The 14,045-nt window shown below is 59.3% G+C and carries 11 protein-coding genes and 1 pseudogene; 5 read left to right on the top strand and 7 right to left on the bottom strand.

The features are described from left to right. A partial coding sequence (locus tag HY2_RS09865; protein ID WP_034827179.1) for an aspartate dehydrogenase occupies window positions 1-761 on the bottom strand: 761 nt, incomplete at its 3' end. Between the two features lie 238 nt (window positions 762-999). Next, window positions 1,000-1,662 (bottom strand): annotated as a pseudogene (locus tag HY2_RS17865) (IS6 family transposase). 543 nt (window positions 1,663-2,205) lie between these two features. Between HY2_RS17865 and HY2_RS09875 the strand changes: the two are divergent. From HY2_RS09875 to HY2_RS09885, 3 genes are read left to right on the top strand one after another with little or no spacing between them, the layout of a single operon-like run. Continuing rightward, window positions 2,206-3,399 (top strand): SIR2 family NAD-dependent protein deacylase, encoded by a 1,194-nt coding sequence (locus HY2_RS09875; RefSeq protein ID WP_081815009.1) that lies wholly within the window; start codon window positions 2,206-2,208, stop codon window positions 3,397-3,399. Continuing rightward, complete coding sequence (locus tag HY2_RS09880; protein ID WP_051594901.1) at window positions 3,396-5,189, top strand: ATP-binding protein; 1,794 nt, start codon at window positions 3,396-3,398, stop codon at window positions 5,187-5,189. Before HY2_RS09875 ends, HY2_RS09880 begins: the two co-directional genes overlap by 4 nt. Next, window positions 5,189-5,401: a KTSC domain-containing protein gene (locus HY2_RS09885; protein WP_034827181.1), complete on the top strand. Its 213-nt coding sequence runs from the start codon at window positions 5,189-5,191 to the stop codon at window positions 5,399-5,401. The genes HY2_RS09880 and HY2_RS09885 overlap by 1 nt, the downstream gene beginning before the upstream one ends. Before the next feature lie 240 nt (window positions 5,402-5,641). Here HY2_RS09885 and HY2_RS09890 read toward each other — a convergent pair whose 3' ends face one another. Genes HY2_RS09890 through HY2_RS09900 form a run of 3 tightly spaced genes read right to left on the bottom strand, consistent with a single transcriptional unit; the run spans window position 5,642 to window position 9,718 of the window. Continuing rightward, a complete protein-coding gene (locus HY2_RS09890) occupies window positions 5,642-8,350 on the bottom strand; it encodes an AAA family ATPase (RefSeq protein ID WP_034827183.1) in 2,709 nt (902 codons plus the stop codon). Further along, complete coding sequence (locus HY2_RS09895) at window positions 8,347-9,489, bottom strand: metallophosphoesterase family protein (RefSeq protein ID WP_034827185.1); 1,143 nt, start codon at window positions 9,487-9,489, stop codon at window positions 8,347-8,349. The genes HY2_RS09890 and HY2_RS09895 overlap by 4 nt, the downstream gene beginning before the upstream one ends. A 25-nt stretch (window positions 9,490-9,514) precedes the next feature. Beyond that, window positions 9,515-9,718, bottom strand: a complete 204-nt coding sequence (locus HY2_RS09900) for a type II toxin-antitoxin system Phd/YefM family antitoxin (RefSeq protein WP_034827187.1) — start codon at window positions 9,716-9,718, stop codon at window positions 9,515-9,517. 410 nt (window positions 9,719-10,128) lie between these two features. Here HY2_RS09900 and HY2_RS09905 point away from each other — a divergent pair, with 410 nt between their 5' ends. Further along, window positions 10,129-12,231 carry a ParB/RepB/Spo0J family partition protein gene (locus tag HY2_RS09905; protein WP_034827211.1) on the top strand — a complete coding sequence of 701 codons (2,103 nt, stop codon included), beginning with the start codon at window positions 10,129-10,131 and terminating at the stop codon, window positions 12,229-12,231. Window positions 12,232-12,414: 183 nt separating this feature from the next. Then, complete coding sequence (locus HY2_RS09910; protein ID WP_034827188.1) at window positions 12,415-12,831, top strand: hypothetical protein; 417 nt, start codon at window positions 12,415-12,417, stop codon at window positions 12,829-12,831. 21 nt (window positions 12,832-12,852) lie between these two features. Here the strand turns inward: HY2_RS09910 and HY2_RS09915 are convergent, their stop codons facing one another. Then, window positions 12,853-13,077, bottom strand: coding sequence for a hypothetical protein (locus HY2_RS09915; protein WP_034827189.1), 225 nt, complete (start codon window positions 13,075-13,077; stop codon window positions 12,853-12,855). Further along, window positions 13,074-14,033, bottom strand: a complete 960-nt coding sequence (locus HY2_RS09920) for a hypothetical protein (RefSeq protein WP_034827190.1) — start codon at window positions 14,031-14,033, stop codon at window positions 13,074-13,076. Before HY2_RS09920 ends, HY2_RS09915 begins: the two co-directional genes overlap by 4 nt. Window positions 14,034-14,045 lie beyond the last annotated feature (12 nt).

The raw sequence follows: 14,045 nt of genomic DNA on the forward strand, positions 1-14,045 counted from the left end.
CAGAGTGTCTCAACCGTTCGAAAACGGACAATGCGTGGGTTTTGTGGAGAGGGTCTCCCTATAATGCTGAAATGAAATTCGCCGTCCTCGCCTGAGAAGCTGATCTCATGCGTATTGAATTGAGCCTTTGGGTCCGCAATCAATTCCACATGGGTGCGCTCAAAACCAACACCTTCCAGAGCGATGGCCGCTGCAACATTCGAATTTTTGGGATAATCAAGCGCAGCTGAGCGCGCATTTCCGCTGTAGATCGTCTCCGGCTGCGCAGCAGACATGATTTTCTTCAGTCTATTTTGTTCGAGTCCGGCCCAACTCGTCGCGGGTTTGATACCTCTGTAGTGGACACGATCGAGTTTACCCAATCGTGCCGCACGCAATGCGTCGAGCCCCCCTATGGCACCACTGGTCAAATAATACCGTGCGCCACCTTTCTTACTCGCTTCATCAAGCGCCTGCCTGAAGGGCTCCTCGGCCAGCACCCCGATCGACGTAATTACAAGACCAATACCGGATTCAAGTATGCGTTCGCCATATTCCCTCACAGCAGAATGGCTGGCACATTCCACCACGAGATCCGGAGCCAGTTGAACCAGCTCTTCGACGTTTGCTGCAATGACCGTGTGCTCCAAAAAACTCACCTTGGCCGCTGAGCTTCGTTGGGCCAACACGCCACATATCTGTACTGCGGGTGCGTAGGGCTTCAGCGTCTCCACAAGCGCGGTCGCGATCCCCCCACATCCTATCAACCCAATTTTGAACATCGCTTATTCCATATACAAAACTTTTGTTTGTAATTGAATATCACGCCCATTTCTCTGGGTAAACAGAATGAAATACAAACTATCCTGCAAGTCTTGCAAAAGCCGCAGGCAAATTTCCCGCCCCCCCCGAAGTCCCTCGGGTTTGCGCAGTCGGCTTCATGGGGGAAAGTCATATTCGAATCGACGGTGCTGTCAGACGAATACGCCCCCATCACCGCTTTTTGCGAGCAAACAGGCCTCAGGCAGCGACCATTTCGCGCCATTCGAGAAGAGCGACGTCTCGAAGTGCTTTGAACCTGGCCCTGCTCTCGATATTCCTTTGATGATTCAAGTGATTGTACACAGACGAATGGATTGAGGCGAACTTTTGTAAACGTCGCATTCGCCGGAATCGAGACATAGCTCGATCTCGCCTTCGGAATGGTAAGTGTGAATTTTCAGCGCGGTTATTGAGATGCCTGCCAGTTTCCTGGCGGTCCTCGTTCCCGATCGCGTTCATTGCTGCCCGATATGGTGGACATTTATCCGTTACGATCACCTTGGGACCGCCATAGCGTTTCATGACTTTTCTTATAAATTTCAACGCTGAAGCTTTGTCGCGAGTTTTCGTGACAAATGACTCCAGCATCTCCCCCTCATGATTGACAGCTCCTCAAGGGTAGTGAGTCTTCCCTCGGATCTTCACGAAGACCTCGCTCAGGTGCCACTGCCATTGCGGACTCTGCCGCATACCCTCCGACCGGCGCTTGCGGACCTTACACGCGAAGTAGGTGCCGAAGCGCTCGACCCAATGCTTCACCGTTTCGTGGCAAGTATCAATCCCTCGCTCATGGAGCAGGTCTTCGGCGTTGCGCAGTGATAATGGAAATCTGACATACATCCTCACCCCAAGCTGAATGATTTCCGGTGACGTCTTGAACTAGCGAAACGGTGACTTGGTTATTTCCCGAGACTAGACGGCAGGAATCGCCGCCTCAAGCCCGGTTCCTTTGACAATCCCTTATCAGGGAAATCGGGCCCTGAGGGTACTCTTGCATTTGGCGATTGGAGACGGTGACAGATTTCCGGCGCGAAACCCGCCCTGTTCCGGCCCATTCTGAAAACGGAGATGCAGCCTGGCGCCAACCCGCGGTGTGTGGGCTTTGCGCGGAGGTGACGGTACTTTTCTCTGTTTGGAAAGTGGGATGGCGGGGCATGCGGGATAGCGATGAGAACTATGTCTACTCCATAGCCCTCTAAGGCCACATAAAAGGATGGGGCTCGCTATGACCATTCTGGAATGGCCGCTTGCGACTAGGCTCTGTCGATCCAGTCGCTCGCTATATCTTCGGATCCATTAGACCAAGCGATAGTGGTTAGGAACGAGCCGATTCAAACACCTTGACGATAATCCTGCTGTGATCGACTAATACAGCTAGGGGGACTAACGTTGGGGGCAAGCCATTTGAGCATCAGTTTTCACAATCCTGACCAATACATGGCGTCGCTGCGGACGATCATTGCTCAAGGTCGCAAGCGTGTCGGCCTCTTAGTTGGCGCAGGTGCACCTGCTGGCATGGCACACACCGACGGCACCCGTCCGCTCATTCCCGCCGTTGCTGGTCTCACCGATCAAGTCCTGACCGTGATCAAGCCAACCTACCAAGTTCAGATCGATGGCCTTAAAGATGATCTTGAGCGCCACGATATCGAGACTTTGCTTTCCCGGGTCCGTTCGCTTGGCGGCATCATTGGCAAGACTAAAGTTCATGGCTTGGATGGTGAAGGATACAAAAAGATGGCTGACGCCATTTGTGCCGAGATTGGCCGTATTGTGAAGGTTCGCCTTCCTACCGGTCCTACTCCATACAGCGAGTTGGTGAGTTGGATTACCGGTGCGCCGCGTGCTCACGCCGTGGAAATCTTCACCACCAACTATGACCTGCTGTTCGAAGAGGCATTCGAACGCGTCAAAGCGCCTTATTTTGATGGCTTCACTGGTGCGCGAGAAGCGTTCTTTGATCCCGCCTCCGTGTCCACCGATCAGCTTTCCCCCCGGTGGACGCGGCTTTGGAAGGTGCATGGCTCACTGGGGTGGAAGGCCAATGAAGCGGGCGAGGTTGTTCGAACGGGTCGCGATGATGCGACACACCTGATTTTTCCCGAGCATCTCAAATACGACCAGACTCAGAAGGCGCCTTACTCCGCGTTGCTTGAACGTCTGCGCACATTTCTCACGATCGAGGACACGCTGCTGATATCGATCGGTTTCTCCTACGCCGATGCGCATATCACTGACCGAGTCAGCGAGGCGCTTGACGCCAACCCCGCAGCCAGCGTGTTCGCCTTTCAGTTTCAGAACTTGGACAAGGAAACCTACGCCGCTGAACTCGCTTCCCGCCGCTCCAATTTTAGCGTCTATGCGCGTGACAAGGCGGTTGTGAGCGGCGTCGCGGCCGACTGGCAGGCGCCGAATGAGCTGCCGACCAAGGATTGGGGGCCGATTCGCAAGAGCTATTGGTCACCGCCGACGGGTGGCCCGGATGGCGGTTTCAAGCTCGGTGCCATTGAGGATTTCGCCCGCTTCTTCGCCAACTCGCGCTCGCCCCAGGCATTCGACGCCGTCGAGGACGCCGCCACCGCGGTGCCGACCGCGTGACCGGCCCGACCTTTCTTGGCCGCGTCGGGAGCGTCGCGGGCGCGACTATCAGCGTCAGACAGGCGGAATCTGTCGCGTCTGGAATCGCGATCATTGCAGGCCGCAGCTACCGGGTGGCTCAGGTCGGAAGCTTCGTGCGTATACCGCAGGGCTATCACGATCTCTATGGAGTAATCTCGGAAGTGGGCGCGCAAGCCACGCCCGATACCCTCGTTGATGCGCGTCAACGAGGCGAAAGCTGGATGACGGTGCAACTGGTCGGAGAAATTGTTGAGACGAGCTTCGAGCGCGGCATCAGCCAATACCCCGGCATCAACGATGAGGTCCATCTCGTCACCGAGGACGATCTCGGCCGCATCTATGGCGCCGAACACACCGGCCAAATTGCAATCGGACGGCTGGCGGGCGCCGAGAGCATTCCGGTCCAGATCGATCTAGATCGTCTCGTCACACGCCATAGCGCTGTCTTGGGCTCTACCGGCTCCGGCAAATCTACCACGATCGCCAGCCTTCTGCGGTCGATATGTCAGGCCAGCGGCGGCAAGCATTGTTCGAGCTCCCGCATTCTGCTGCTCGACATTCACGGCGAATATGGCGACGCGCTCAAGTCGGTCGCTGAGGTTTTCAGGGTAAATCCGTCTGAGGATGAGCAACCTCTCCACGTCCCCTATTGGGCACTCGATACTCTCACCCTGCTAGATTTCCTGATGGGACCGCTCTCAGAGAACGCCTACACCGGCGTGCTGGACAAGATACAGGCGGCCAAGCTGTCAGTCGCAGACGGTGTCGCCGGTGTTGACGTGAACGCCTTGACAGTTAGCACGCCTTTACCGTTCAGCCTCAAGCAGCTCTGGTTTGAATTGATCGATCCCGAATACAAGACATGGGCTGACAAGGAGCGCACGCAGAGGGCGATCGATGAGGAAGGCGATGCGGAAGCCCTGAAAGCACCGAAATATCAACCCCCAGGAGCCGGGAGTGCGTTGCCGGACCAGAATCAGACTGGGGTACTGGGCATTCGCCGCCAACTCGCGCAAATGCGCTCGCGTCTGCTCGATCGGCAATATGATTTTATGCTTCACCCTGGTGACTGGGAACCCGATCTCGCGGGCAAACCCAGTAAGGATTTGCCTGACCTACTGCAAAGCTGGTTCGGCCATAACAAGCCGATCACCGTGCTCGATCTGTCGGGCGTACCTAGCCAGGTTCTGGTGCGCCTGATCGGCGGCATCCTCAATATCACCTACGAAGCGCTGTTCTGGGGCCGAAGTTTGCCCGAGGGCGGGCGAGCAAGGCCCGAACTCGTGGTCATGGAAGAGGCGCACCGATATTTGGGCAAAGACGGTGACAACCCTGCGCGCGACATGGTCCAGCGGATCGTCAAGGAAGGACGTAAGTTCGGGGTCGGGGCAATGATCGTTAGCCAACGCCCCTCCGAAATAGACGAGACCATCCTTTCGCAGTGCGGAACTCTGATGGCGCTCCGCCTCTCAAATAGTGCCGATCAGGCCAAGGTTAAAGCCGCGTTGCCGGATAGCTTGAGCGGACTTGTCGACACGCTGCCGGTTCTGCGAACCGGCGAAGCGATCATCATGGGCGAAGCAGCGCGTCTGCCGATCCGCTGTCGCATCAACTTGCCGCGGGCTGGCGAGCGGCCGAACAGCGAGGATCCGAGAGTCAGCGAAGCTTGGGCACGACCGCGCGGGGACGAAGACTATGAGCGGCTCGCCGCAGCATGGAGATCGCAAGACCCGAAATGGGGACAGGAACCGAAAATGGAGGACTCGTGATGCAAAGGCAGCCCGTCAGTTCGAGCAACATCGCCTCGATTGGCTATGATCCGGCCACAGAGGTGTTGGAGGTCGAGTTTCTCAACAACAGTATTTATCAATATTTCAACGTGCCCAGCATCGTCTACGAAGCGCTGATGGCCGCCCCCTCACACGGCGTCTATCTGAATGAGAACATCAAAAAAGGTCATTATCACTATGAGCGGATATAACACGTTTCGTCTCACTTTCCCGATTCCCTGCGGCTGCGCCTTTTGACCCGGATCGTGCACACCGCTGACTAGGCATTTAGGAAAGCCGTTCGACCCATTCCAAGACGGCCTGCGGACGGCGCTGGTGGAGGTGCACCTTGATGTTACCGGCACGGACGGACGGGAGATCGAAGAGCATCGGCGCGCTATCGCATTATTGTGGCTCCATATATTTACCTGTATTCGACAATCCTCTCATTGTCATGCCGATACCAATTCCTCCGCGCTCCCGGCTTTCAATAAGAGCTGCCGCCCACCCAATTCCTCAAAGAGCTGTTCGCGGCATGTGAAAATGACGACCTGAACGTTGCGCGCCGCCATGTTTAGTATGTCGAACATCCGGTTCATGCGTCGGTCATCGGAGAATACGAGCGCGTCATCCAGTATGACGGTTGCTGGGTGGCCCTGCTCCACCAGCATTTCGGCAAAAGCGAGCCGGATCAGAACCGCGATCTGCTCCTGGGTCCCCATGCTTAGGTGATGGAAGGCTTCCTCGTATCCAGCCTCCCTGATAACGCCGACGATGCGCAGGTCTTCATCGATTGTGATTTCGGCACCGGGAAACAGGAGTTGCAAATACGGCCGCACGCGGTTGAGCACAGGAGACAGGTAGCGCTCCTTCGCCTCCTGCTCGGCGGCTCGCAAAGTCGCCAACAACAACTCCAGTACCCGAACTTCCCGTTCGGCGCGACGGCGGTCGTCCGTCGCGCGTTCCAGCTCGCGTGCCTTCTGTTCAATGGCCTCGTCCAAACCGACACCTTCGAGGACTTCGATGTGCGAGCGCAGACCGGCAATGGTTTCCTTAAGGTTGCCGCGTTTTTCACGGCGATCCTTTATCGCCTGTTCGAGACGGCCGATGCGGGCTTCGAGTTGAGGAAGGGTTTCGTCCGTTCGCTGATCTGTCAGACTGGCAATGGCATCTTCCTGGTCTGACACTGCCTTTTCGGCGGCATTGATCGCGGCTTGCAGGGCGCTGTCCGCCTGATTTTCTTCGGCAGCCGCCAGTTCTGAGCGTAGCTTTTCCAACCGAACGCCGCTGTCGTCATACCGCGTTCTGACGGTTCCGAGTTCGGTCTGGAGTGCTCCCAGCGCATCTTCGGGACCACCGAGGGCCGCCCTAGCCGCATCTACGGCGCTTCGGGCCTCTTCGGCCTGTTCAAGGGTGGCGCGCAGCTCTGTGTCGGCCTCCTGCTTTGTGGGAAGCGTGTCGATTTCCAGATCGGCGAGATCGCGCGTCAGAATGAGCTGCAAACTCTCCACATAGCCTGCAAGAGCTTCGGCACCGGCGTCGTGATCGTCCGTGGCCGGCGCATGCAATGCGGCTTCCTGACGGGCGAGTTCCCCATCCTGCACAAACTTCTGCCGTTTCTTGTGCTGATCCTCCGCGTCATCGACGGTCTTCACGCCCCCGGCCTGCAAGGCCGTCTCAAGGGCGGTTCTCGCTTCGCGTTGCTGATCGCGCAGCTTATCCCGGTCCTTGATCGCTGGTTCGACGGTGATGCGGCCACGGCCGGGAATTGTGATCGTCGTCGGACCGACCGCGTGGATGGGCGGGTCATCGACCGCCACCTTGCGGCCATCAACTTCGATTCCTGATAGAGCGTCGCCCGCCATATCGAATGTGATGCGGGTGGCAGCGGCGCTTAGGCGGCTGTCGATGGTTTCGAGCGCTTTAGCGGCATCACGAATTTCCGTCAGGGTCTCGTCTGTAACGAGAATGGCGGCAGCGTCCTGACGGGCCCTGCGTTGCCGTTCTTCTGCTGCCGTTGCTTTTTCGCGCCGTCCTTCGAGTTCACGAATACGGGCTTGGCGTTCGACTGCCACTAATATACGCCGCTGATGAGATACTGCGTCATCTGCTGCGGTAACGGCGGCCTCGGCTTCACGGACAGCAGTCCGAAGTTCGGCAAGCCGCGCCCGCGCCTCTTTTTCCCTGGTGCGAACGTCCTCCAGACCCTGGCGGGCGGTTTCCACGACCTCTTCTTCGTCAGCAATGGCCTGTCTCAGTGCGGTACGCTCAGTCAGAACCTGGTTGGCCTGCTCAAGATTGCGCTGCTTCAGGGCAAGATCGCTGTTCGCTGCGTCGATACGCGCTTCCAGTTCCGCCAAATGGCCATGACGCTTCCGGGCGTCCGTCAGTTCCGTCTCGTCGGCCTCGTCGCGGTAACTGGTGGACAAGCGCGCCAAAGTCTCCTGCGCCTGCTCAAGCTGATCGAGTGTTCTGGACAGCTCGTCGCGGCGACCCTGTAAACCCGCAAGCTCGGTTTCCAGCGTTTCGGTATTGTCGATTAATTCCTTATACGCGCCGCGCGGCTTTCCGGCGCTCGTGACCAGTTCGCCAAGCTGCTTTTCGATGGCCTGCGGCAGCGCCCGGCCGCGACGGCCGCCGAGCACCGTGCCGACCTCGGATTCTAAGGCGCTATGCAGATTGGCTCTGGCGCTTTGCGGCAAGTCGAGCGCGCCGAATGAGTGACCCTGTTGCACCCACAGCACGTTCCACATGCCGAGCGTTTCCGCTTTGGCACCGCTTTTTCCCGGTTCATCGAACCCCAGCAAATCGCGCAGGGTATCTTCGGCGGCGTCGCCTTCCAGTGTTCGTCCGTCGGGGCATGACAACCGGGCATAGGGCTTTTTGATGAAGCGTTTTGTTATTCTGTAAACGCCGTCATCCAGTTCAAAGGCAAGCTCGACAACCGGCCCGGCCTGATTGCGGTCGTTCTGCAATGCCGTAATCGGCTGCGCCTTCGAGCTATATTTCTCAAACAGCGCCGCCCGGAGTGCGTCAAGCAGCGTTGATTTGCCCATCTCGTTAGGGCCGACAACGACATTCAGCCCGTCCTCAATGCCGTCGAGCCGCATCGGGGTGGTGAATTTCTTGAACTGGTTCAGCGCAAGCGACCGCAGCTTCATTGGCGACCTGCCCGGAGCTTCATGTGCTCGATATAAAGACGCTGCAACGCTTCGGCGGCGATAGCGCGTTCGCCGTCGCTACCTTCCTCGGCTTTGCGTTTCAGCTCTTCCGCTGCCACACGGACGAAGCCGCCGCGATCAATCTGATCCAAATCCTCAGCCGTCGGGCGCGGGAACAAGCGCTGGTCATCAATGCGCATGAAGCAGAACGCGGCTGATACGCCGTCCACCACTTCGTTCTCGAAATATTGTCGGTCATCAAGCGATACGGCGCCTTCGACCGCCAAACGGATGAGCACCCGGTCAAGATCGCCGGCGACCGCTCGCAGCATGCGGGCGAGGCGGTCTATGTCCTCGCGACTGTTGATCCGCTCCGATCGAGTGAGCCATTGGTAATGCCCGGTGGGCAGCGGGGTGACTTCCGGCGCGCGATCCTGGGCTTCGATTTCCACAAGAAGCGCTTGGCCGCCGCCGGTCACATCGAAGGCGTCGGTCTCTGGCGTGCCGCTGTACCAACAGCGCTCGTTGATCTTCTTTTGCCCATGCCAGTCGCCCATTGCGAGATATGACAGGCCGGCACGGGCCGGGCGGTCTGGCGCTATGAAGTTGTGAACGTCGTGATCCTCCGATCCGAAGCCGGTCACCGTGCCGTGGGCAATCCCCACACGGAAGAGTCCGTCCGGCAGCGCCGCGTCGTCCATATAGGCCGTCGGATCGTCAAGCCGCCGGCGGTGGTAGAGAGGGGCTGGAAGGATCGACAGCGCATCATCGCCGAAAGTGACTGGTGCCGGTTCAGTATAAATATGAACGTTCGCAGGAAGCCCTTTACGCAGGAGTTGATCCCAAAGCCCGTTGGGGCGGTGCGGATCGTGATTGCCGGGCAGCAGATGCCAATGTGTGTCGGGGAAGTTGCGCATCCGTTCCAGCGGCTGGTTAAGCGAACGCGGTGACAAGGCTTCCATATCGTAGACATCGCCAGAAACTAGGACATGCCGTGCGCCGTGTTTGACGGCCAGCTCGCCAAGATTGCTGACGGCCCGCAGACGCGCGTCCTGGAGCAAACCCATCGTTGCGCTGTCAACAAACCGGAAAACTTTTCCGATCTGCCAGTCCGAGGTATGGATCAGTCGGAGTGTCATGCGGACTTACTTTGCTTGTACCGCATCACTGCCCGAACCCTTCATCTTCGCCAACTTGTCTGTCCCTTCCTATTTCTCTTTTGCGGGCGACAAGCCGTTCATATACCTCGATTGAAAGCACGACCGCCACAGAACGACCGTGCTTCTTGATGGTCACAGGTTCCGCTCGCGCGGTATCCAATAGCAGACCGAAACCATTCTTGGCTTCTTTTGCAGACATCGTTTTCATCTAGGTTGCCGTCTCAACATTTGATCTATTTTGGCTACTTTGTCCCCCTTGAGCAAGAGACACGACCCAACATGGATAAGTCCTTGCTCTGAATGCACTGATAGTCACTCTCCGCGTTCCGATGTCCCATATCCCGATCAGATCTCCTCTCCCGGTCTCCGCTTCGCTCTGGCCGGGCCGGTTGCTTGGGGGCGCTGCCCCCTGGCGCGGCACAAGGGCGGCCGGGCGGTATCCCCAGCCTTCCGCGCGGGTACAGCTACGCGTCTTCGTCATGACTTCGATCCGCTTGTGCAGGCCGGGTGATCCCCCTCCGCCCGTCCGCCCTTGCACCTTGCACCCCCCGGTCTCGCCGACGGGCAGGGTTGCAGCGCAGCGCTGCGCTCCAACCCAAGCCCATGAAAGGAAAGACCATGACGACGAAGACACAGACCCCGACCGTTCCCGAACATGGCGAAACGGTTTTCATCCCGCTCAACAAGCTCAAGAGGCACCCACAGAACGCTCGGAAGACCCCGCATAGCGAGGCGTCCATCGAGGCGAAGGCTGCGAGCATCGCCGCCAAGGGTATCCTGCAAAATCTGGTGGTGGAGCCGGAAACTGACGCGGAGGGCGAACCGACCGGCTGCTATCTGGTGAGTGTCGGCGAAGGCCGCAGGCTGGCGCAGTTGCTGCGCGCCAAGCGCAAGGAGATCAAGCGGACCGAGCCGATCCGCTGCGTCATCGACACGGCGAACGACCCTGCCGAGATCAGCCTTGACGAGAACGTGACCCGCGAAGACCTGCACCCCGCCGACCAGTTCGAGCGCTTCCGCGAGCTTGCCGAAACGCGCGGATGGGGCGCGGAGGAAATCGCCGCCCGGTTTGGCGTCACCGCCCATGTGGTGAAGCAGCGGCTTCGCCTCGGCGCGGTCAGCCCCAAACTGATGCAGGTCTATCGTGACGGCGATCTGACTCTGGATCAGTTGATGGCCTTCGCCATCACCGAGGACCATGCCCGGCAGGAACAGGTTTACGAACACCTGTCCTATAACCGCGAGCCGTGGATTATCCGTCGCGACCTGACGGCGAGCAATGTGGCAGCGACCGACCGGCGCGCAATCCTTGTCGGGGCGGAAGCCTATTCGGAGGCAGGCGGCACCATCATACGCGACCTGTTCACCGAGGATCGCGGCGGCTTCTATGAGGATGCCGCGTTGCTCGACCGGCTGGCCCTCGACAAGCTGGAAGGCATCGCGGGGCAAGTTCAGGAAGCCGAGGGGTGGAAATGGGTTTCGGCCCATATCGACTGGCCCCACGCCCACGGCCTGCGCCGAACCTATCCGCAGCCGGTGGAGCTTTCGGAGGCAGTCGAAACTGCCCACGACGCCGCGCAGGAGGAACTTGAACGCCTGTCGGCGGAATGGGAGGACGCAGACGTGGACCTGCCGCCGGAAGTGGATCAGCGTTTCGCGGAGCTTGAAGCCGAAATCGAGCGGATCGACGGCAGGCGTCATGCCTATGAGGCCGACGAGATCGCGCGCGGTGGCGTATTCGTGGTTCTGAACCATGACGGAGAAGCCCGCATCGAACGCGGGTTCATCCGGCCCGAAGACGAAGCCCCGGAACCGGAGGAAGAAGAAGCGGAGGACAGCAGCACCGTTATCGACGGGGTGCGCGTCAATGTTGATGGCGAAATCATGGGCGGCGACGAACATGATTGCGACGGCCATCCCGTTTCCGACCACGGGCCGGAGGACGAGGACGCGGAGGATGACGGCAAGCCGCTGTCGGACTCGCTCATCCGCGACCTGACCGCGCATCGCACCCTTGCCCTGCGTCTCGCCCTTGGCGAGCAGCCGGACATGGCCTTGATCGCCGTCACCCATGCGCTCGCCGCACAGACCTTCTATCGCGGCGGCGGGGATGCCCATTGCCTCGAAATTCGCCCGACGAGCAGCTACCTCGCCAGCCACGCGGACGGGATCGAGGACACGGCGGCGGCGAAGGCGTTGGAGGATCGCCATGCCGGATGGGCGGCGGACATGCCGCGCGACGTGGCAGAGCTTTGGGGCTTCGTTGCCGGACTGGACCATGCCAGCGTCATGGCCCTGTTCGCCCATTGCGCTTCGCTGACCGTCAATGCCGTCAAGCAGCCGTGGGAAACCCACAAGCGCCATGCCGTCGCCACCGCGGACAGGCTGGCGACGGCGGTGGCGCTCGACATGACGGCGCACTGGACGCCCACGGTTCGGGCCTATCTCGGGCGCGTCACCAAGGCGCAAATCCTCACCGCCGTGCGTGACGCCCTTGGCGACAAGGCGGCGGACCAGATCGCGGACAGGAAGAAGCCGGAAATGGCGGAAGCCGCCGAGCAGCTTCTGGCCGGAACCGGTTGGCTGCCGCCCGTGCTGCGTACCGGACGGCCCGCATGGCTGGCCGACGAGCGGCAGGAAGCCCCCGCCACCGGGGACATGCCGGAGGCCGAGAGCGCCGAGGCTACGGAGGATGAGGCTTTCCCCGTCGCAGCGGAATGAAAGGCAGGTCGGGATCGCGCAAGCGGTCCCGGTCTTCCACCCCCAAAAATCGCGGCCGCGCGGCTTCCCCGCGCGGCCGGATGACCTCGACAGATTGGAACGATAACGGCACCATAAAGATGCGCAGCGACGGTGTTGACGACTGCACGAAAGGCGGTGCTGCAAAGTCAAAGGAACAAGATTATGGTCGCCGTCATGTTCATGGGCGTTGCGCTGATCGCGCTTCTCTGCGTTCTCGCCTATACGCTCGCCATCTACGCGCTGCCCTTTTTCGTCGGGCTGGCCGCTGCGCAGTTCGCCGACCAAACCGGCTCCGGGTTGATCGGCGCGGGGCTGGTCGGGCTGTTCTCGGCTGGCGTCGCCTTCGGCGTCCTGGCCGGGCTGTTCGAGACGATCCGCTCGCCCGTCATCCGCCTGATCGTCGCGCTTGTCTTCGCCGCGCCCGCCGCCGTGGCGGGCTATGCGCTGGTCTATGGCATCACCAAGGAGGCTGTGCCGTCCGAAATCTGGCGGCAAATCTTCTGCATCGTCGGGGGCGGATGCGTCGGCATAGCGGCATGGATGCGTCTGGCGGCGGGCGTCGGCCAGCCCTCGGGTTAGCCGTGTCGCGCGATGCTGATCCTACCTTCGCCAGTTCTGTTTGAATTCATCGTCAAACCACATCTCCACGTCATAAGAGACGGAGGTGGTGGTGCGGAAATCAAGGTAAGATGAATAATTCTGCTGGACCCATGACAGGAAGCTGCCGAAGCTCAACTGGTCTGCCGGAGTGGACGAAAAGCCACATTCTTTCCGCCATTGATGGCACAAATGCCGGACAGCCTGTTCGCATTCAGCTTTTTTCACGCGTGGTCCCCGTTTGCCGCGAAGATCACGATTTCAGGCTCCCAACCGGCAGGAAGCTCCGGTGGACTCACCGAGTCCAGATCGAGGCGGATAAACGACTTGAGAATCGACTGAAACGTGTCCGTATCCCGCGCCCAGTGAATGACACCATCGAAATCTTTGGCGAGCTTGTGCGTCAAGTCGAGTGAAGACCGCCGATTGACCCCAACAGGACTGTCCACCTGCACGATGGCGATCCTGTCGCCGCCAACCCATCGCACGATGTCTTCAGGGAGTTCATGCGCATAGTTGCGACGGCCATCCCAAACGGCGGTTCTGATGACTTTTCCGGCAGGAGTTCCAACCCGGAATATCCATGGCGAGTCTTCCTGCGTGACACCGGATGCTGGATAGAATCTGGGCGGCGGCGGTCGATTGAGCATCGCAGCTTTTTGTTCGCGTATCTTGCGCCGCTGCGCTTCGGTCAATCGGCCAAGCAAAGCGCCGCTTGGATCGAACTGACGGATATGTTTCGAGTAGGAAACTTCAGCGGTGCCCGCATCGTAAACATCTGAATTCGGGAAGGTGAACAATAATACCTGCCCCGTGAAGCTGCGCAGATGCCGCATCACGATGTCCCATGCGATGTCATCGTGAACGATAGGCACAATGTGAAGTGCGGCTCCCGGCGCTTCCATCGACAGTCTTTCGATGACGGCGATACCAACAGCACTGAAGGATTCTCCGTCACCGAGGCAGAATCCGACATGGAAGGTCCGCTCACCAACCACTGCTCTGAACGCGCGCAATATGACCTGCGTCGTGTCCGGTATTGTATCATCACCTGTCAGTTCGCGAATGCGTGCCCCGTCGATCTCCATCGCAGGCGGCAGAACGTGGAGATCTATCGTGCCGTTGTAGCCATCAGAATCCGGCCAGGCAGCCCGTTCTTGCTTCTTTCGCTTGGCTTCACCCATCGCGTTTCTCCC

Source organism: Hyphomonas pacifica, assembly GCF_000682675.1.
In the GTDB taxonomy this organism is placed as follows: domain Bacteria; phylum Pseudomonadota; class Alphaproteobacteria; order Caulobacterales; family Hyphomonadaceae; genus Hyphomonas; species Hyphomonas pacifica.

Coding starts and splice junctions, on each gene's coding strand:
- HY2_RS09905 (WP_034827211.1), top strand. CDS start 10,129: ATGACGACGAAGACACAGACCCCGACCGTTCCCGAACATGGCGAAACG.
- HY2_RS09890 (WP_034827183.1), bottom strand. CDS start 8,350: ATGAAGCTGCGGTCGCTTGCGCTGAACCAGTTCAAGAAATTCACCACC.
- HY2_RS09920 (WP_034827190.1), bottom strand. CDS start 14,033: ATGGGTGAAGCCAAGCGAAAGAAGCAAGAACGGGCTGCCTGGCCGGAT.
- HY2_RS09910 (WP_034827188.1), top strand. CDS start 12,415: ATGGTCGCCGTCATGTTCATGGGCGTTGCGCTGATCGCGCTTCTCTGC.
- HY2_RS09900 (WP_034827187.1), bottom strand. CDS start 9,718: ATGAAAACGATGTCTGCAAAAGAAGCCAAGAATGGTTTCGGTCTGCTA.
- HY2_RS09895 (WP_034827185.1), bottom strand. CDS start 9,489: ATGACACTCCGACTGATCCATACCTCGGACTGGCAGATCGGAAAAGTT.
- HY2_RS09885 (WP_034827181.1), top strand. CDS start 5,189: ATGCAAAGGCAGCCCGTCAGTTCGAGCAACATCGCCTCGATTGGCTAT.